At 70.9% G+C, this 18462-nt stretch carries 17 protein-coding genes; 1 reads left to right on the top strand and 16 read right to left on the bottom strand.

What is annotated here, in order from left to right; translation table 11 throughout:
* Nucleotides 1–4 precede the first annotated feature (4 nt).
* The 15 genes from Drose_RS08535 to Drose_RS08465 all read right to left on the bottom strand — a co-directional run bounded on the left by Drose_RS08535 (nucleotide 5) and on the right by Drose_RS08465 (nucleotide 16255).
* Nucleotides 5–1828 (bottom strand): substrate-binding and VWA domain-containing protein, encoded by a 1824-nt coding sequence (locus Drose_RS08535; protein WP_260727631.1) that lies wholly within the window; start codon nucleotides 1826–1828, stop codon nucleotides 5–7.
* A gap of 158 nt (nucleotides 1829–1986) precedes the next feature.
* Entirely contained in the window at nucleotides 1987–2517 is a 531-nt protein-coding gene (locus Drose_RS08530) for a helix-turn-helix domain-containing protein (protein ID WP_260727630.1), read from the bottom strand.
* 93 nt (nucleotides 2518–2610) lie between these two features.
* On the bottom strand, nucleotides 2611–3135 hold the full coding sequence (locus Drose_RS08525; RefSeq protein ID WP_260727629.1) for a CinA family protein: 525 nt from the start codon (nucleotides 3133–3135) through the stop codon (nucleotides 2611–2613).
* Nucleotides 3132–3749 carry a CDP-diacylglycerol--glycerol-3-phosphate 3-phosphatidyltransferase gene (gene pgsA / locus Drose_RS08520; protein ID WP_260727628.1) on the bottom strand — a complete coding sequence of 206 codons (618 nt, stop codon included), beginning with the start codon at nucleotides 3747–3749 and terminating at the stop codon, nucleotides 3132–3134. The genes Drose_RS08525 and pgsA overlap by 4 nt, the downstream gene beginning before the upstream one ends.
* The gene (rimO, locus tag Drose_RS08515) at nucleotides 3746–5173 is read right to left on the bottom strand and encodes a 30S ribosomal protein S12 methylthiotransferase RimO (protein WP_260727627.1); all 1428 of its coding nucleotides are present in this window, start codon (nucleotides 5171–5173) and stop codon (nucleotides 3746–3748) included. The genes pgsA and rimO overlap by 4 nt, the downstream gene beginning before the upstream one ends.
* Nucleotides 5146–5403 (bottom strand): DUF3291 domain-containing protein, encoded by a 258-nt coding sequence (locus Drose_RS08510; RefSeq protein ID WP_260727626.1) that lies wholly within the window; start codon nucleotides 5401–5403, stop codon nucleotides 5146–5148. The genes rimO and Drose_RS08510 overlap by 28 nt, the downstream gene beginning before the upstream one ends.
* Before the next feature lie 160 nt (nucleotides 5404–5563).
* Nucleotides 5564–6484, bottom strand: a complete 921-nt coding sequence (locus Drose_RS08505) for an AEC family transporter (protein ID WP_260727625.1) — start codon at nucleotides 6482–6484, stop codon at nucleotides 5564–5566.
* A 7-nt stretch (nucleotides 6485–6491) separates the two neighbouring features.
* Nucleotides 6492–9089, bottom strand: a complete 2598-nt coding sequence (locus Drose_RS08500) for an FtsK/SpoIIIE family DNA translocase (RefSeq protein ID WP_260727624.1) — start codon at nucleotides 9087–9089, stop codon at nucleotides 6492–6494.
* Between the two features lie 2 nt (nucleotides 9090–9091).
* A complete protein-coding gene (locus Drose_RS08495) occupies nucleotides 9092–9493 on the bottom strand; it encodes a DUF2784 domain-containing protein (protein WP_260727623.1) in 402 nt (133 codons plus the stop codon).
* 10 nt (nucleotides 9494–9503) lie between these two features.
* Complete coding sequence (locus Drose_RS08490; protein ID WP_260727622.1) at nucleotides 9504–11192, bottom strand: ribonuclease J; 1689 nt, start codon at nucleotides 11190–11192, stop codon at nucleotides 9504–9506.
* On the bottom strand, nucleotides 11189–12142 hold the full coding sequence (gene dapA, locus Drose_RS08485) for a 4-hydroxy-tetrahydrodipicolinate synthase (protein ID WP_260727621.1): 954 nt from the start codon (nucleotides 12140–12142) through the stop codon (nucleotides 11189–11191). The genes Drose_RS08490 and dapA overlap by 4 nt, the downstream gene beginning before the upstream one ends.
* Nucleotides 12143–12178: 36 nt before the next feature.
* A complete protein-coding gene (thyX, locus tag Drose_RS08480; protein WP_260727620.1) occupies nucleotides 12179–12916 on the bottom strand; it encodes an FAD-dependent thymidylate synthase in 738 nt (245 codons plus the stop codon).
* 9 nt (nucleotides 12917–12925) lie between these two features.
* Nucleotides 12926–13480 (bottom strand): DUF2752 domain-containing protein, encoded by a 555-nt coding sequence (locus tag Drose_RS08475; protein ID WP_390891342.1) that lies wholly within the window; start codon nucleotides 13478–13480, stop codon nucleotides 12926–12928.
* Nucleotides 13480–14730 (bottom strand): winged helix-turn-helix domain-containing protein, encoded by a 1251-nt coding sequence (locus Drose_RS08470; RefSeq protein WP_260727618.1) that lies wholly within the window; start codon nucleotides 14728–14730, stop codon nucleotides 13480–13482. Before Drose_RS08470 ends, Drose_RS08475 begins: the two co-directional genes overlap by 1 nt.
* 160 nt (nucleotides 14731–14890) lie before the next feature.
* Nucleotides 14891–16255 carry a glycosyltransferase 87 family protein gene (locus Drose_RS08465; protein ID WP_260727617.1) on the bottom strand — a complete coding sequence of 455 codons (1365 nt, stop codon included), beginning with the start codon at nucleotides 16253–16255 and terminating at the stop codon, nucleotides 14891–14893.
* Nucleotides 16256–16405: 150 nt separating this feature from the next.
* Here Drose_RS08465 and Drose_RS08460 point away from each other — a divergent pair, with 150 nt between their 5' ends.
* Nucleotides 16406–17026 carry a GNAT family N-acetyltransferase gene (locus tag Drose_RS08460; RefSeq protein WP_260727616.1) on the top strand — a complete coding sequence of 207 codons (621 nt, stop codon included), beginning with the start codon at nucleotides 16406–16408 and terminating at the stop codon, nucleotides 17024–17026.
* 721 nt (nucleotides 17027–17747) lie between these two features.
* On the opposite strand, the gene dapB is transcribed toward Drose_RS08460, so the two are convergent.
* On the bottom strand, nucleotides 17748–18452 hold the full coding sequence (gene dapB / locus Drose_RS08455; protein WP_260729655.1) for a 4-hydroxy-tetrahydrodipicolinate reductase: 705 nt from the start codon (nucleotides 18450–18452) through the stop codon (nucleotides 17748–17750).
* Nucleotides 18453–18462 lie beyond the last annotated feature (10 nt).

Here is an 18462-nt window from a genome sequence, read left to right as displayed (position 1 = left end):
TGCCTCAGAAGTTGCTGAGGACGTTGATCAGGACCTTGTCGATCGTCGTCGGATCGCTGGCGTCGTAGGCCGCCGCCCGCGACGCCGACGAGATCCGCTGGAGGACCTTGAGGTCGGCCTGCCCGCCGTATGCGATGGTGAAGACGCGCACCGGGATCTCCTTGTCGGAGGTGTCCACGTCGCGCACCAGCGCATCGAGGTCGCTGTCCTTCGGGTATTCGTTCTTGCCGTCGGTGAGCACCACGACGGCGTTGATGCGGCTCGGGTCGGCGGTCTCGGCCAGTTTGCGCTGCGCCGCGCGCGTGGTGGCGTAGAGCGCCGTGCCACCCTCGGCGCTCAGCGACTTGAGGATCCGTTCGAGCGGCACCCGGTTGGCGGACAGCGCACCGACGGGCACCTGTTCCGTGTACGGCGTCGGCGCGCCGCCGACCTCCGTCGAGAACGTCCACAGCCCGACCTCGTCGTCCGGCGCCAGCAGTTTCAGCGACTGCAACGCGGCCGACTTCGCCAGCTCCATCCGGGACTGACCGTTGCCGGCGGGATTGTCCATCGAGCCGGAGACGTCGAGCACCAGCAGGATCTTTGCCCGCTTGCGCTGCGTGTCCCAGGTCGTCAGCGCCTTTTCCAGCACCTGCGGCGACGGCGGGTCGATGACGGTGAGCTTGGCGTCGGGCAGCAGGCCGTTTGCGGTGGTGAGCCCGGCGCCGCCCTTGCCCTGAAATGTGCGGAAGGCCAGGTCGGTGAACCGCTGCTGTTGTTTCGCGTCCCGCACGTAGGCGAGGAAGTCGTCGGCGGCCGCCTTCTGCTCGTCACTCGCGTTCGTCAGCACGACGTACGGGTGGTCCGACAGCAGCGTGCCTTCCTTCGGGTACACGGCCACCAGCGGTACGCGCGGTTTCGCGCCCTTGCCGGCCAGCGCCGGGTCGCCGGTGGGGTTGCCCTGGTTGTAGTCGTAGACCGACTTCTCCTCGACGGCCACGGCACTGACGTAGTTGAGCCCACGCCCCGCCTGGTCGGCGGCGGCCAGATTCGACAGGAAGGTCAGCGTGGTGTCGCCGTAGTGCACGACGCCGGACTCGACCGACTTCACGAACTGCAGCACGGCCGGGTTGGTGAGGTCCTTCTCCGTCAGGTCGGTGGAGCGCCCGGTCGCGGCGAAGTAGGCGCCGACGGTGGCGTTGAGGCCCGACGTCGAGAAGTGCGGGTTGGTCTTGCCGAGCTTGAACCGCCCCCACTCCGGGTGCCCCTTGGCGCCCCAGCCGCTGGGGTCGTTGGTGAGCCCGAGCACGTCGCCCCAGCCGATCGGCCTGTCGGGCCAGCCGAGGGCCTCCGCCATCGGCTTGGGCATCGCCAGCACGAGCGGCGACTGCGCGACCGTGGGCAGCTTGCCGTCGGGAACCAGGCCGCCCTTGTCGCCGCTGGCCAGCCGCTGTCGCAGCAGCGCCACCCAGGACGACGACGCCGGTGTCCACACCTGCGGCGCCGGACCGTCCTTGGCCGGATCCCAGCCGGCGGCGAGGGCGTCGAGCGCCGCGCCGGACGCCTTCGACGTGACGACCGGGTCGGCGCACTTGCCGTCGAAGCGGCGGTCCTGCTCGATGTACGCCCTGGCGATCTGTTGCAGCAGCGCGGCCTTCTCGCTTGAGGCGGCGATGTGGAGCGGCGTGCAGCCCTCACGGCGCGGGGTGGCGGTCTTGTCGTCGCCCTGGCCGCCGCCCCGGGTCACGGTCAGCACGACGTAGACCCCGCAGATCGCGATGAGGCCGACCACCACCGCGACGATGATCGGTAAAGGGTTGCGCCGCCGGGTCGGTGCCGGGAAGGTCACAGTCGTCGCCTCCGCGAAAGCCACTGTTGCACGCCGCCATCCGGCGTGGCATCAGTGTGGCAGGTGCGGTCGACAACGCCCGGAAGTGTCCGCTGCACAGCGTGCTGCGACACAGCGGCACGGTGCGACGCCGGGAGGAAGGAACGCCCGGAAGAGGGTCAGGCAGCGTAGACGACGTCGCGCTCGCGGTCCACCGCGGGGCGGGCGCGCAGGGTCGTGCGGAGCGGGCCGTCGTGGTGGACGGCGACCGACAGCTTCACGTCCGTGGCGAGCTTGGCCTTGGGAGTGCCGCGCGCGAGCCGCGCCTCGGGAGCCGACGGGCCGGTGGAGGCCGACGAGCCCGACCCTGACGGAGGAGGGGCGGTCGCTCCCTCGGCCGAGGAAGTGGCCGCCGAGCCGGAACTCTCGTCGGGGGAGGGCGCCGGAGCGCCGACCGGCACGAGCACCCGAGGCATGTCCTCGGACAGCGCCAGCGTGTCGCTCACGTCGCGCAGGACCTCGGACAGCGCCGCGCCCAGGGCCTCGCAGATCGCGGCCAGCAACTCGCTGGAGGCCTCTTTCTGGCCCCGCTCGATCTCCGACAGGTAACCGAGGCTCACGTTGGCAGCCGTCGACACCTCACGCAGCGTCCGATGCTGGGCCTGCCGTCGCGCTCGTAGCGCGTCACCGATCACTCGACGAAGCAGCACGGCGGCACCCCCTCCGAGGCAACTGACAAGCCCGCGAAAACTGGTACCCGTCACGGTACCTGGTGCGGAGCCGATCGACACCCCGCCCCGCGGTTATCGAGGGGTGAGGGTGATCGCGAGGGCCTCGGCGAGCAGCGCCACGGCGGCGTCGACGGCACCCCGGCGGATCGCCGAGCGGTCGCCCGCCAGAGTGAACTCGCGGACCTCCACCCGCTCGGGGTCGCCGTGTGCGAGGGACGGGCCGACCACCGCGACATAGACCCGGCCGACCGGCTGACCCGCCTGCGGGTCCGGCCCGGCGACCCCGGTCGTGGCCACGGCCCAGTCGGCGCCGCACCGCTCACGGGCACCGGCGGCCAGCGCGGCGGCCACCGAGGCGTCGACGGGGCCGTGCGCGTCGAGCAGCGGCGTCGGCACCCCCAGCAGCGTGGCCTTGAGGTCCGTCGCGTATGCCACGACGCCGCCGCGGAACACCCGGCTGGCGCCCGGCACCTCGACGAACGCGGCGGCGAGCAACCCGCCGGTCAGCGACTCGGCCACCGCCAGCGTCGCACCGCGGGCCACCAGTTCATCGAGGATCGCCGGAGGGCCGGCCGGGCTGCTCGTCGCGCTGTTCATGCGGCCTCGTCCGCTGCGGGCGCCACCGTCGGCGCCGGTCCGGGAAAGGGGAGCGCCGTCCGCCGGATGCGGATGGCACGGAGCACGTAGTCGACGCCTGTGACCACCGTCACGATCACGGCGGCGAACATGAGCCACGGGCCGACGGCCGCCAGGCCGTCGGGGAGCGGCGAGAGATACCACCCGATCGCCAGGATCTGCAGCGCGGTCTTCGCTTTGCCGCCCCGGCTGGCCGGGATGACCCCGTGCCGGATGACCCAGAGGCGCAGCGCGGTGACGCCCCACTCGCGGACCAGAATGACCAGCGTCACCCACCAGGGCAGCTTGTCGTAGATCGACAGCAGCACGAGCGCCGTGCCGGTGAGAGCCTTGTCGGCGATCGGGTCGGCCACCTTGCCGAACGACGTGACCAGGTTGTGCGCACGGGCGATCCAGCCGTCGACGTAGTCGGTCGCGGAGGCCACGACAAACGTGATGCCCGCCGCGAGCTGCCATCCGTCGCGGGTCATGCCGCTCGCCACGACGAAGAGCACGAACACGGGGACGAGCACCATCCGCACGACCGTGAGGATGTTTGCCGCGTTGAGCAGTGGGACGGGCTTGATCGCCGTCATGGCCCCGCCGGGCTGATCATCTCGATCGGCGTAGCGACCAGGTCGACGCCGACACTCTCGGTGACCTTGGCCCGCACGAAGTCGCCCGGACGCAGGGTCGCCGGGTCGGGCCCGGCACCGGCGACGAGCGTCGTGGAGCCGTCGACCTCGGGCGCTTGGTGGGCGCCGCGTCCCTCGACGACCTCCTCGTCGATGTAGTCCACCAGCACCTCGACGATCGAGCCGACGCGGTCGCCGGCGCGCTGGGCGCACAGCTCCTCCGCCAGGGCGCTCATCCAGTCGTACCGCTTCTTGACCGTGTCGGCGGGGACCTTGTCCGGCAGGGTGGCGGCCTCGGTGCCGTCCTCGTCGCTGTAGTCGAAGACGCCGACCGCGTCGAGCCGTGCCTCGGTCAGGAACCGGGCCAGCTCGTCGATGTCCTCGCGGGTCTCGCCGGGGAAGCCGACGATGACGTTGCTGCGGGCGCCCGCGGCGGGGTCGAGCCGCCGGACGCTGTCGAGGAGGTCGAGGAACCGCCCGGTCGAGCCGAATCGGCGCATGCGACGCAGCACGGGCTCGCTGGAGTGCTGGAACGACAGGTCGAAGTAGGGCGCGACGCCCGGCGTGGTGGCGATGGCCTCGACCAGGCCGGGACGGGTCTCGGCGGGCTGGAGGTAGGAGACGCGGACCCGCACGATGTCCCGCACCGCCGCGAGCTGCGGCAGCAACTTCTCCAGCAGGCGGGGGTCGCCGAGGTCCTTGCCGTAGGACGTCGAATTCTCACTCACGAGCACCAGCTCGCGCACGCCGTTGGCCGCCAGCCACTCGGCCTCGGCGAGCACCTCGTCCGGCGTGCGGGACACGAACGCGCCGCGGAACGCCGGGATCGCGCAGAACGAGCAGCGCCGGTCGCAGCCGCTGGCCAGCTTCAAGGGCGCGACGGGGCCCGAGTCGAGCCGCTGCCGCAGCACACCGCGCAGGTGCGCCGGCAGGTGCCCGGGCGTGACGACCTGGGCCGTGCGCCGCTCGACCGGCGTGATCGGCAGCAGGGTGCGCCGGTCGCGCGGCACGTGTGACGAAATCGTCTCGCCGGCGAGGATCGCGTCGAGGCGGGCGGCCATGTCCGGGTAGTGGTCGAAGCCAAGCACGGCATGCGCCTCGGGCAGCTCGCTGGCCAGCTCCTGCCCGTATCGCTCGGCGAGGCAGCCGGTTGCCACCACCTTGGCACCGGTGTCGGCCGCGGCCAGCAGGGTGTCGATCGAGTCCTGCTTGGCCTTGGCGACGAAACCGCAGGTGTTGACCAGCACGACGGCGGCGTCGTTGCCGTCGGTCGTGACGGACCAGCCGCCGTCGGCGAGGCGGGCGGCGAGTTCCTCGGAGTCCACCTCGTTGCGGGCACAGCCGAGAGTGAGCAGGGCTACGCGGCGGTCAGCGTTGGTGGACATGCTGTCGAGGGTACCGACCGGGACTGACAATTTGCCGGGCGGATCCGGCCTCGGGCCGCGGGGAACGGGTCGCGGAAGGTGACGGCCGCGGGCGAAGGCCCCTCGCGTCGCAGCAGGTCGAGCCGCTGCCCCGCCTCGGTCAGCGTCGGGATGTGCCCGGCCGGAATCCACCCGGTGACCGCGTAGACGTCACCGAACGGCTCGAACCACTCCCGCCGGCGTCGCAGCACGTCAAGATGCGCGCTACGGAGAGTGAGCTTCGAGGGGCGCCCGGCACGTCGTCGCGGCTCACCGGCGCTCCCGCGGCGACGACGTGCTCGTAGACCGCCCGGCGCTGTGGCTCACCCAGCGCCGCCAGCGCCTCGACTCCTTCGCCGGTCACGCGGACAACTATCGCAGCAGCGTCGCCGCCACGGTCAGCGTCGCCATCGACACCGCCGTCGACGCCACGACGGCGTCGCGCGCGAACGTGCCGTCCACCCCGTACGTCCGGGCGTACACAAACGTGTTCTGCGCCGTCGGCAGCGCCGAGCACAGCACGGCGGCCAGCAGATCGACGCCGGTCAGCCCGAAGGCGAACCGGGCCACGAGGAAACACACGACCGGCTGGACGCACGACTTCAGCAGCACCGCCAGCGCCACCTCGGCCGGGCGCCGGGGCTCGGCGTCGGCGGCCTCAGCCCGTACGAGTGAAAGCCCCAACGCCACGAGGGCGGACGGCACGGCGGCGGCACCGAGCAGGGACACCACGTCGGCGAGCAGCCCCGGCAGGCGCACGCCCGCCGCGCCGAGGATCACCCCGCCGAGACACGCGAGCAGGACCGGGCTGCGCAGCGGCACGGTGAGCAGGCGGCGCCAGCGGCCGGACGGGTGCTCGGCCCGGGCGAAGTCGAGCGCGCCGAGGATGACCGGAGTGAGGATCGTGGTCTGGACCAGCAGGACCACGGCGATGAACGACGCGTTGCCGATCACCTGCACCGCGACCGGAATGCCCAGATTGCCGGCGTTGACGTAGCCGGCGGCCATTGCCGCGACCGTCTGCTCGGCGAGCGGCCGGCGGAAGACCCAGCGGGCGGCGGCGAACCCCACCGCGCCCATGAGCATCGTCGCGACGACGAAGGCCGCGATCCCCCGCCCCGCCGGCCCGCTGATCGGCTCCCGCGTCAGCCGGTCCAGCAGCGCCGCGGGCATGGCGACGTAGAATACGAACCGGCCCAGCACGTCGACCGCGCCGGTTCCGAGCACGCGGGTGCGCCCGACGAGAAAGCCGATCGCGGTCAACGCCCAGATCGGCACGAAGGCGGCGAGCACCCGCCTGTCAGTCGGCGTCGCCGGACTGGAGCGCGGCCAGCACCTCTGACAACTCGTCGGGCTTGATCAGCACGTCGCGGGCCTTCGACCCCTCGGAGGGGCCGACGATCCCGCGGGTCTCCATGAGGTCCATGAGCCGACCGGCCTTGGCGAACCCGACCCGCAACTTGCGCTGGAGCATGCTCGTCGAGCCGAACTGGCTGGTGACCACCAGTTCGATCGCCTGCACCAGCAGCTCGAGATCGTCGCCGATCTCCTCGTCGATCTTCTTCTTGCCGTCTTCGGCCTTGACCAGCACGTCGGGCCGGAACTCCGGCTCGCGCTGGTCCTTGCAGAACTTGACGATGTCGTTGATCTCGGTCTCACTGACCCAGGCGCCCTGGATGCGGATCGGCTTCGACGCGCCCATCGGCAGGAACAGCGCGTCGCCGCGGCCGATGAGCTTCTCGGCGCCGGGCTGGTCGAGGATGACCCGCGAGTCGGCCAGGCTGGACGTGGCGAAAGCGAGGCGCGACGGCACGTTGGCCTTGATCAGGCCGGTGACGACGTCGACGCTCGGCCGCTGGGTGGCCAGCACCAGGTGGATGCCGGCGGCCCGGGCCAACTGCGTGATCCGCACGACCGAGTCCTCGACGTCGCGCGGCGCCACCATCATCAGGTCGGCCAACTCGTCGACGACCACCAGCAGATACGGATACGGGCGGATGACCCGCTCGCTGCCCGGCGGCGCGGTGATCTGACCGGCGCGGACCTTGCGGTTGTAGTCGTCGATGTGCCGCACTCCGGCCGCGGCCAGGTCGTCATAGCGCATGTCCATCTCGCGCACCACCCACTCGAGGGCGTCGGCCGCCTTCTTCGGGTTGGTGACGATCGGCGTGACCAGGTGCGGGATGCCTTCATAGCTGGTCAGCTCGACCCGCTTGGGGTCGACCAGCAGCAGCCGCACCTCGTCGGGCGTGGCACGCGTCAGCAGCGAGACGAGCAGGCTGTTGAGGCAGCTCGACTTGCCCGCGCCGGTCGCGCCCGCGATGAGGATGTGCGGCATCTTCGCGAGGTTGGCCACCACGTAGCCGCCCTCGATGTCCTTGCCCAGCGCCACCAGGAGCGGGTGGTGGTCGCTGGTCGCCGGTCGCGAGCGCAGCACGTCGCCGAGCGCCACGTTCTCCCGGTCGGAGTTGGGGATCTCGACGCCGACCGCGCTCTTGCCCGGAATCGGGCTCTGGATGCGCACGTCGGGCGACTTCACCGCGTAGGCGATGTTGCGCGACAGCGCGGTGATCCGCTCCACCTTGACCCCGTGGCCGATCTCGACCTCGTAGCGGGTCACCGTCGGGCCTCGCGTGAAGCCCGTGACGAGGGCGTCAACGCCGAACTGCTCGAAGACGCCCTGAAGGGCGGCCGTGACCTCGTCGTTGGCGCGGGTGCGGCCGCGCGGGGCGTCCCCGGTGCCGAGCAGGGTCGGCGGGGGCAGCTTGTAGTCGGCGTCGGTGAGCGCGAGCTGCTCGGCCCGCGTGGGCAGGGGCGAGTGCTCCGGCGGCTCCTTGGCCTTCTTCCGCTTCGTCGCGGGCGGCACCCGGTCGAGCACGACCGTGTCGTGCACCGGCTCAGGGGCCAGGTCGGGCGCCGCGGCGTCGAAGAGGACGCCCCCGCCCGGGCCGTCGAGCCCCTCCGGGTCATCGGTCGGGTGCGGCATTGAGGCCTGGCGGCGCCGCGCCAGGCCGCGCCGGCCCGGCTTGGGCTCCGGCTCGTCGTAGAGCTCGTCGAACTCGTCGTCGTCCGCCAGCGTCGGGTCCTCGACCCGGCCGAGCGCGAGGTCGCGAAGCTGGCGCCAGCGGTGCGGGATGCGGGAGATCGGGGTGGAGGTGACGACGAGCAGGCCGAAGCCGGACAGCAGCAACAGCAGCGGCACCGCGACCCATGCGGTCACCGCCATCTCCAGCAGCCCGCCCCCGGCCCGGCCGAGCAGGCCGCCCGCCTCGTCCATCTGCGCCGGCCGGGTGGGGCTGTCGGCGGCCAGGTGCATGAGGCCGGTGGCGCCGCTGGACAGCGCGGTCCAGCCGACGAGCCCGCGACCGCGGTGGTCGTCCTCCGGGTCGGAGCGCATGACCCGGATCCCGCCGATGAGCAGCAGCACCGGCAGCACCGCGGAGGCGGCACCGATGAAGGTGTGGCAGACGTCGGCGAGCCAGCGGCCGACCGGACCCGCGGCCTGGAACCACAACGCCGCGGTCAGCAGGACGGCGAAGCCGATGAGCGCCAGCCCCGCGCCGTCACGGCGGTGCTCCGGATCGAGCCCGCGCGCGTTGGCGGCCTGCCGGCCGACGGCCCGGGCGGCCCAGCCGACCCCGTGGGCGAGCCCCATCCAGACGGCGATCATGCCCCTGCCGAACAGGCCGAGCGGCGTGGCGACCACGGCGCCGCCACGCCGCCGCCGAGCGGCGGGTGTGGTCCGGGGCGTCGTCGTGCGACCGCGGGCGGCCGGAGGAGTGGTCGCGCGGGCCCGGGGCGCCGTCCGCTTCGCCGGGCTGGCCGAACGCGTGTTCGAACCGCCGCGCGCGTTGGACGTGCCGCCGCCGCGGCCGGCCTGGGAGGTGCGGCCCGCCATGGTCACACCGTAGCGGGGGGCTCCGACATTTCTTCGCTTCGACGGGTCGTGTCCCGCCGGTTTCTGTACTTCACCCAGAGCCCGGCGTAGGAGCCGACCACCACCACGCCCACCAGGACCTGCAGATAGTGGGTGTACCGCGCCGGATAGAGGACGCCTTCGATGTACTGGTCGATGAACCCGCGCTCGACGCCGCCCTGCCCCGCCCTGCGCCGCGCCCAGTGCTCGACGGCGGTGAGCGGGCACCTCAGCGAGAACGTCACCACGGTGAGACCCCAGACGGCGGCTGCCAGGTGGGGCCAGAAGGCCTTCGGCCATCGCCAGGCGAGGAAGCCGCCGAGCACCACGTAGGCGAGGAACGCGAAGTGCACCACGAGCACCGTGGTCGCGAGCACCTCGAACACGGCTCCGGCCTTAGACCTCGACCACCGTCGGCACGATCATCGGCCGCCGCCGGTATGCCTCGTTGACCCAGCGGCCGACCGTGCGCCGGACGATCTGCTGCAGTTGGTGCGGGTCGGTGATGCCCTCAGTCGCCGCCCTGTTGAGCGCCTCGGTGACCAGCGGCAGCACCGCGTTGAACACCGCGGGATCGTCGGAGAAGCCCTTCGCCGACACCGTCGGACCGGCCACGACCTTGCCGGTGACCGAGTCGATGACCACGGTCGCGGCGATGAACCCGCCGTCGCCGAGGATGCGCCGCTCGGTGAGCAGCGACTCTCCGACGTCACCGACGGCGAGACCGTCGACGTAGACATACCGCGAGCGGATGTGCCCCACGAGCATGGCCCGCCCGTCGACGAGGTCGACGACGTCGCCGTCCTCGCACAGCACCACCCGGTCGTCGGGCACACCGGACTCGCGGGCCAACTGGGCGTGGGCGCGCAGGTGGCGCCACTCGCCGTGGACCGGTATGAAGTTTCGCGGCTTGACGACGTTGAGTAGGTAGAGCAGCTCCCCGGCCGGCGAGTGGCCGGACACGTGAACCTTGGCGACGTCCTTGTGCACGACGATGGCGCCCGCCCGGGAAAGCTGGTTGATCACCCGGTAGACGGCGGTCTCGTTGCCGGGCACGAGCGAGGAGGCCAGCACGACGGTGTCGCCCTCGCTGATGACGACATGCCGGTGGTCGCCGTTGGCCATACGGCCCAAGGCGCTCATCGGCTCGCCTTGTGAGCCCGTCGACATCAGCACGATCCGGTCCGCCGGCAGGCTCATCGCCTCGTCGGTCGCCACCACCAGGCCGGCCGGCACGCGCAGCAGCCCGAGGTCGCGGGCGATGCCCATGTTGCGCACCATCGAGCGGCCGATCAGCGCCACCTTGCGCCCGTGGGCGTGGGCGGCGTCGAACACCTGCTGCACCCGGTGCACGTGGGAGGCGAACGACGCGATGATGATGCGCCCCTTCGCCCGGCCGAAGATGCCCTCCAGCACCGACGCGATCTCCCGCTCCGGCGTCACGAAGCCGGGGATCTCCGCGTTGGTGGAGTCGGACAGCAGCAGGTCGACCCCCTCGGCGCCGAGCCGGGCGAATCCGGCCAGGTCGGTGATCCGCCCGTCGAGCGGCAACTGGTCCATCTTGAAGTCGCCGGTGTGCAGCAGCCGCCCGGCCGACGTGGTGACGGCGACCGCGAGTGCGTCCGGAATCGAGTGGTTGACCGCGAAGAACTCGCACTCGAACGGCCCGAGCTGCTCCACCTGGCCCTCGCGGACGGTCAGCGAGTAGGGCTCGATGCGCCGCTCGGCCAGCTTCGCCTCGACCAAGGCAAGCGTGAACTTCGATCCGACGAGGGGGATGTCCGGTTTGTGGGCCAGCAGGTAGGGCACGGCGCCGATGTGGTCCTCGTGGCCGTGCGTCAACACGATCGCCTGAACCTGCTCGAGCCGGTCCAGGATCGACGAGAAATCCGGCAGGATCAGGTCGACGCCCGGCTGCTCCACGTCGGGGAAGAGCACCCCGCAGTCGATGATGAGCAGCTTGCCGGCGTGCTCGAGCAGCGTCATGTTGCGGCCGATCGCGCCCAGACCGCCCAGAGGGGTGATCCGCAGGGTGGCTGGCCCCGGTGGTGGTGGCGGATCGAGCTCGACGTGCGCCACGGTCATAGGGGCACTCCGAGTTCGTTGTGGTGGGCAATCTGCTCCGCGGTCCCGATCGTGCGGCCCGCCTCAGCGCAATCTTCCCGCAAACGGCCGAGCTCTGCCGCATTCGCCGGGACGAGCGGCGGCCGGACCGGGCCGGCGGGAAGGTTCAGCAGCGTCAGTGCGGCCTTGGTGAGGATGACACCCTGCGTGCGGAAGAACCCGCAGAACGCGGGCAGCAGCTTCAGGTGCAGGTCACGGGCCGTGGCGATGTCACCGGCCTCGTAGGCGAGGATCATGCGCTTGCTCTCCGGGCCGAACACATGTGTCGGAACGCCGACAACGCCGACCGCCCCGACGGACACCAGCGGGAGCGTCAGTTTGTCCTCGCCGGAGTAGTACGCCAGATCGGTCCGCTTGATCACCCAGGCGCTCTCGCCGAGATCACCCTTCGCGTCCTTCACCGCGACGATCCGCTCGTGCTCGGCGAGTCGGCACATGGTCTCGGTCTCGATCGGGATCCCGGTGCGGCCGGGGATGTCGTAGACCATCACCGGCAGGCCGGAGGAGTCCGCCACGCTGCGGAAGTGATGCAGGATGCCCGCCTGGGGCGGCTTGTTGTAATACGGCGTCACGACGAGCAGGGCGTCAGCGCCGGCCTTCTCGGCGGCCCGGGCCAGTTCGATCGTGTGTGCGGTGTCGTTGGTGCCCACCCCCGCGATGACCGTGGCGCGGTCGCCGACAGCCTCGACGACCGCCCGCAGGACCTGATCCTTCTCCGCGTCGGACGTCGTCGCCGATTCACCGGTGGTGCCGTTGATCACCAGGCCGTCGTGCTCCTGCTCGTCGACCAGGTGGGTCGCCAATCGTGCCGCACCGTCGACATCGAGCGAGCCGTCACGCCGAAACGGCGTGACCATCGCGCTGAGCAGTCGGCCAAAGGGCCGGCCTGGGACGGAACCGGTGCGTGTCATACGCACAACCTAGCGGACGCCTTTCCTTCGCTCTTCTCAAGATTCCTGGCTGTACTTACCGGTGGCGACTTCGGTGCCGTCCGGGAGCGTGCTGATGGTGAAGTCGCCGAACACGCTGGGCGCGATGCGCTGGAGTTCACGCAGGCAGGCGACGGCGACCTCGCGGATCTCGACGTCGGCCGTTTCGGTGGCGCGCATCGTCACGAAGTGCCGCCAAGCCCGGTAGTTGCCGGTGACGACGATCCGCGTCTCGGCGGCGTTGGGCAGCACCGCACGGGCGGCCTGCCGGGCCTGCTTGCGCCGCAGGGTGCCGTTGGCCACGTCGCTGAACTTGGCCTCGAGCCCCTCCAGAAGCTCGTTGTAGGCCCGCAGTGCGGCCTCACTCGCCTCGACGAAGGTCTTGTGCAGGGCTGGGTCCTCGGCGATCACGGCCGGCTCGATCATCGCGGCGTCGCGGCCCGGCACGTAGCGCTGGGAGAGCTGCGAATAGGAGAAGTGGCGGTGCCGGATGAGCTCGTGGGTGAACGAGCGCGACACGCCGGTCAGGTAGAACGTGACCGAGCCGTGCTCCAGAACCGACAGGTGGCCGACCTCCAGGATGTGCCGCAGGTAACCCGCGTTGGTGGCGGTGGCCGGGTTGGGCTTGCTCCACGACTGGTAGCACGCGCGGCCGGCGAACTCGGCGAGCGCCTCACCGCCCTCCGCGTCGGTCTCCCACGGCACGTCGGCCGGGGGCTCGAAGTGGGTCCACGCGATCGCTTTGACGGAGAGCATGCCCAGACCCTAGACGAAGAACCAGGTGAAGGGCGCCCATGGGAGGTTGCGCAACACCGAGAATGCGAGCCACGCCACGAGGAAGCCGACCAGCGCCTTGTTGGAGATCCGCAGCACCGGCAGCTTGAACGGCAGGTTGAGCCGGTTGACCGTCCAGCTCACGTAGAGATACGCGAGGAAGGGCGCCGCGAACAGCAGCGGCGCATGGTGGTGCGCGGCGGCCGGGATGTCGCCGTGCAGCATGTACCACGCGGCGCGCGTGCCGCCGCAGCCCGGGCAGTCGAAGCCCGTCAGCAGCTTGACGATGCACGTCGGCGTGTCGGTGGCGCCCGCCCGCGTGGGGTTCATGAGCAGCGTGTAGGCCACGCCACCGCCGATCAGCGCGCCCACCCCGGCCGGTCCGGACCAGGCCGGCAGCCGGTCGACGAGCCGCTGGAACCGCCCCTTGGGTAGCGGCTGATAGGCATAGTGGTAGACGGGCGGCGGCGGGACCGTCTCGTCGGCCGCGGGCGCCGCCGGCTGGGCGACCGTGAGGGCAGCCGGCAGGGATGACGTCACGCTCATCACGCTACACCGCCGGCGCTCGCCAGCGCCTTGGCGAGCTGGTCGGCGAAGTCGCCCCGTTGGGGTGCCTCGACCGCTGCCAGGCCGAGCCAGCCCGCGAACCGGTGCAGCTCGGCGGCGAGTGCCTCAGCGACCGCGCCGGGCCCCGGCGCGCCGCGTCCCGCCGGCGTCTCGACCCACGCGGCCGGCACCTGGAGCACGCCCGCCTTCCGGTCGGCCTTGAGGTCCACCCGCGCCACCAGCCGGTCACCGAGCAGGAACGGAAGCACGTAATACCCATACAAGCGCTGGAGCGGCGGGACGTAGATCTCGATGCGGTAGTTGAAGCCGAACAGCCGCTGCACCCGTGCCCGCTCCCACATGAGCGGGTCGAACGGGCTGACCAGCGTCGCCGCGCTCACCCGCCGCGGCACCCGCGCCTCGGCGTGGAGGTAACCCCGCGGGATCCAGCCCTCGACCCGGACCGGCACCAGCTCCCCCGCCTCGACCAGCTCCGCGATGGCCGTGCGGGCGCCGTCGAGCGGGAGCCGGAAGTAGTCACGCAGCTCGGCCTCGGCGGCGACACCGAGCGCGCGGGCCGCCACCCGGACCAGCTCGCGGAAGGCGTCGGCCGGCTCCGGCGTCGGGGCCGCCAGCACCTCGGCCGGGAAGATCCGCTCGGGAACGTCGTAGACCCGGGCGAACGACGAGTTGCGCCGGGCCACACTGACCTCACCCGAGTAGAACAGCCACTCGATCGCGGTCTTGGTGTCCGACCAGTTCCAGCCCCAGTGGTCCTTCCGGCGCGGCTGGACCAGATCGCCCTCGACCTCACCGGCGGTCATCGGCCCCTTGGCCCGGATCTCGTCGAGCACCCATCGCACGAGGTCGGGCTGCTCGCGGGAGATGCGGACCATCCGTCCCCAGGCCGCGCCGGACCGCATACGCCAGCGCAGCGCCGGGTGGAGGTGCACCGGAACCAGGGACGCCTCGTGCGCCCAGTACTCGAACAGCTCCCGCGGCCGTCGGTAGGCCATCCGGTCGAGCAGGTCGGTGGCATAGGGGCCCAGGCGACTGTAGGCCGGCAGGTAGTGGGCGCGCTGGACCACGTTGACCGAGTCGATCTGCAGCAGGCCGGTGCGGGCCAGCACGCGCCGCACGTGCCGGCGCTCCGGCACCCCTGCGGGGACGCGGTCGGTGAAGCCTTGCGCGGCGAGGGCGACTCGCCGGGCCTGGGTGAGCGACAGTGTCTCGGTCATGGTCTGGGTCATCGACATGGAGGCTAGCCCGGGGGTACGACAAAAAATGGGACAGCGACGCTGCCCGTATCCCCCGGACCGGCGAGCGCCGCCGGGATGCCGGCCACGGCCTCCGCCGATGACCCGGTGAGCTGTTGCCTAGCTGGGGCCCGCCCCAGCTAGGCAACAGGCGCTAAGCGCCGACGAGTGGGCGCGACGGTGCTACGCCGTCGCCGGGCTTGCCCCCGACGGCCGCTCCGGCGTCCTTCGCGTCGAACGCCGCACGGACCCGCCGGTCGATCTCGACGAGGTCCGGCACGTCCTCGACGGCCGGGCCGGTGGAGTGGCCGGGGTCCGCTGAACGGGCCGGGCCGGTGCTCGCGTCGGCGGGCTCCCGGATCGGCAGGCCGATCAGCAGGCCGATCATCAGCAGGATGTACGCGTTGCCGCCGATGAGGCCGAGCCCGTCGAACTTCTCGTGGAACGCCCACGGCGTGCGGCTGCACAGCAGCAGGTACGCGAAGCCGCCGAAGATCGCGAGGTTGCGGCGGCGCCGCGGGTCGATCGACTTGTCGGTCGCGTAGTCGAACAGGACCGCCATCGAAGGCAGCACCCAGACCAGGTGGTGGATCCAGCTAATCGGGCTCACCATGCAGCCCATCAGACCGGTCAGCGCCAAGCCGGCGAGCTCGTCCCGAGCCTTGATCGCGCGACGCGCCCGCCACGCCCACACCACGAGCGTGATGAGGACGAGCAGCAGCCACAGCGGCTTCATCGGGTCGGGGTTGAACAGTCGGGACACCAGGCCGCTGAGCGCCTGGTTGGACACGAAGCTCGGCGAGCCGACGCGGTCGGTGTTCCACATCGCGTCGGTCCAGAACACACGCGAGGCGTCAGGGGCGAACGTCGCGGCGACCCAGGTGGCCGCCGCGGCGGTCGCGGCCGAGACCGCGGCGGCGCGCCAGCGACGGGTGACCAGCAGGTAGATGATGAAGACGCCGGGGGTGAGCTTGATGGCGGTCGCCAGGCCGATGCCGATGCCGCCCAGGCGGCTGCCGCCGCGGACCAGCAGGAGCACGTCGCCGACGACCAGGAAGAGCAGCAGGATGTTGACCTGGCCGAAGTTGACGGTCTCACGGACCGGCTCGAACGCGGCGACGAGGCCGAAGGCGAGCGCCATCGCGAACCAGAACTGCCAGCCCTGGCGCTTGATGACCGGGCCGACGATCCAGGTGAGGATCGCCAGCAGGGCGAGCACATTCATCACGACGCTGACGGTGATGGCGGTATGCCAGCCGATGTAGGCCATCGGCGTCATGAGCGCCGCCGCGAACGGCGGATATGTGAAGCCGTACGGCGTGCCGGGAACCAGGTAGTCGTAGATGTCGCCACCGCGGTTGACCCAGTAGTCCATCGCGCCGTAATAGACCTTGAGGTCGAAATACCCGTTTCTCGCGGCTGCCACCGACAGGAAGGCCCCGACCACGGCCCAGAAGGCCGCGACGATGAGCACCTTCTTGACGGCGGGCCGGAGCTTGGGCCGGACGGCCGTCAACACGGCGACTCGTCCTCGCTCCGCCACTTGTGCTGCCCTCCACTCACTCGCTGGCTAAACCTGCTGTCTCAACGGTGGCCCGGGTTCAACTGTGACGTCCCGGCGCTACCCCGCCACGTGGCCCTTCACACAAAAACCGTAGGCTGCTGACACATGACGCTCGGGTTCGTCCGACCGGCGCGACTCGACGACGTCGTCGAGATCACGCGCATCCAACTCACGACCTGGCGGGTCGCCTATCGACGACTGCTGCCCAAACACATCCTCGACCAGTTGGACGAGGACTGGATTACCCGAAGGTGGCGGGAGGCAATCGCCGAACCACCGTCACCGCAACACCGGGTCCTGGTCGCGAGCGAACAACGCGAGTCGCCCGACGCCGGACCTGCGTCATCATATGTCGTCGGTTTCGTGGCGTCAGGTCCGGCTGATGACACCGCACTCGCGCCAGACGAAGATCACAGAGGCCTTGACAAGGCGTTGGAGGACACGGCGGCGATCACTGACCTGCTGGTCGAGCCGCGGTGGGGCCGGCGCGGACACGGCAGTCGATTGTTGGCGGCTAGTGTCGATTTATGGCGTACTGACGGGTTTACGACAGCTCTCGCCTGGACGTTTGCCGACGACTCTGTTACGCGTCGGTTTCTCGAGGGTGCCGGATGGGCCCCGGACGGAGTCAGCCGGTCACTCGACGTTGACGATCTGCTCGTTCCGCAGATCCGTTGGCACGTCGCCCTGGATCCCTTGGAACCCCCTGTCGTTACCGGGGTGTAACCCTGTTGCGCCCCAATCGGGTCCTTCGGATCCCAGTATGTGGACACCACCAATCGGACATAACGCCGTCACACAGCGTGTCCGTCACAGGATAACCCACTCCCGCGCATACCGGCTCGACCGCGGCGGTTCTGCGGGACATCGACGGCACTCAAGACAGGTCAAGCGGTGCCGGGACCGCAGCGCCGGCCGGGCCACAACGCCGGGCCACAACGCCGGGCCACAACGCCGGGCCGCGCTCCGCGACCGGCCCGGCAGGGCTTCTTGATCGTGGGAAACATCCAGCCACCCCCGATACAAGGCCGCGAGCCAAGCCCAACAGCCCCTAGCCAACCCGGCCAAGGCCGACAATTCGGGTGAATCGGTCGGAGGTTTCGCCGCCGAGGCGTGCCGATCGGCGCGCATTCCGGCGCAATCCGCCGCCACACCGCTCGATCTCATGATCATGGGAAAGATGTGGCTACCCCGACAGCCACATCTTTCCCATGATCATGAGATCGAGCGGCACGGAACGCGCCGCCGGGGCTCCCTGACCTGTGAGCCGCAGCCCGTCGCCCGCCACGCCGCGGACGTGGCGGGCGACGAGGCGGGAGCCGGACGGCGGCCGCGGAGGTCGCCGGAGTGAGCAAAGGCCCGCCTGAACCACGGGCGCGGGCCCTGACAAACCGGAGTGAGCAAAGACCCGCCTGAACCACGGGCGGGCCCTGACAAACCAGCGAACTCAGCCGAGCAACGCTCCCAGGCCGACCGTCAGGCCGGGGCGCTTCACAACCTCACGGACCGCCAGGAGCACCCCTGGCATGAAGGACTTGCGGTCGTAGGAGTCGTGGCGGATGGTCAGCGTCTCGCCGACTGCGCCGAAAAGGACCTCCTGGTGGGCGACGAGCCCGGTGGCGCGCAGTGAGTGGACCTTGATGCCGTCGACGTCGCCGCCGCGGGCACCCGCCATCTCGTCCTTCGTCGCGTCGGGGACCGGGCCCAGGCCGGCGGCCGCGCGGGCCTCCGCGATCATCTGGGCCGTGCGCATGGCCGTGCCGCTCGGCGCGTCGACCTTCTGCGGGTGATGCATCTCGACGATCTCGGCCGACTCGAAGAAGCGTGCCGCCCGGGCGGCGAATTCCATCATGAGCACCGCGCCGATGGCGAAATTGGGCACGATGATGACCCCGAGGCCGGGCTTGTGGCTCAGCCAGCTCCGCACCCGGTCGAGCCGCGCGGCGGTGAAGCCCGAGGTGCCCACGACCACGTTGATGTTCTGGTCGATGCACCAGTGCAGGTTGTCCATCACCGCGTCGGGGGTGGTGAAGTCGACAACCACGTCGGCGCCGGCGTCCGACACGTTGAACAGCCAGTCGCCGTCGTCGACCATCGCGACCAGTTCCAGGTCCTCGCTGGCATTGACGGCACGGCACGCCTCGGTGCCCATACGGCCGCGT

This window comes from Dactylosporangium roseum, from assembly GCF_025264685.1.
Lineage (GTDB): Bacteria > Actinomycetota > Actinomycetes > Mycobacteriales > Micromonosporaceae > Dactylosporangium > Dactylosporangium roseum.
Note: the sequence above shows the minus strand (reverse complement) of the source record. Positions and strands in the feature narration are given on the sequence as shown.

Coding starts and splice junctions, on each gene's coding strand:
- Drose_RS08525 (WP_260727629.1), bottom strand. CDS start 3,135: ATGAACAGCGCGACGAGCAGCCCGGCCGGCCCTCCGGCGATCCTCGAT.
- dapA (WP_260727621.1), bottom strand. CDS start 12,142: ATGACACGCACCGGTTCCGTCCCAGGCCGGCCCTTTGGCCGACTGCTC.
- dapB (WP_260729655.1), bottom strand. CDS start 18,452: ATGGGCACCGAGGCGTGCCGTGCCGTCAATGCCAGCGAGGACCTGGAA.
- Drose_RS08460 (WP_260727616.1), top strand. CDS start 16,406: ATGACGCTCGGGTTCGTCCGACCGGCGCGACTCGACGACGTCGTCGAG.
- Drose_RS08470 (WP_260727618.1), bottom strand. CDS start 14,730: ATGACCCAGACCATGACCGAGACACTGTCGCTCACCCAGGCCCGGCGA.
- thyX (WP_260727620.1), bottom strand. CDS start 12,916: ATGCTCTCCGTCAAAGCGATCGCGTGGACCCACTTCGAGCCCCCGGCC.
- Drose_RS08490 (WP_260727622.1), bottom strand. CDS start 11,192: ATGACCGTGGCGCACGTCGAGCTCGATCCGCCACCACCACCGGGGCCA.
- Drose_RS08475 (WP_390891342.1), bottom strand. CDS start 13,480: ATGAGCGTGACGTCATCCCTGCCGGCTGCCCTCACGGTCGCCCAGCCG.
- rimO (WP_260727627.1), bottom strand. CDS start 5,173: ATGTCCACCAACGCTGACCGCCGCGTAGCCCTGCTCACTCTCGGCTGT.
- pgsA (WP_260727628.1), bottom strand. CDS start 3,749: ATGACGGCGATCAAGCCCGTCCCACTGCTCAACGCGGCAAACATCCTC.
- Drose_RS08500 (WP_260727624.1), bottom strand. CDS start 9,089: ATGGCGGGCCGCACCTCCCAGGCCGGCCGCGGCGGCGGCACGTCCAAC.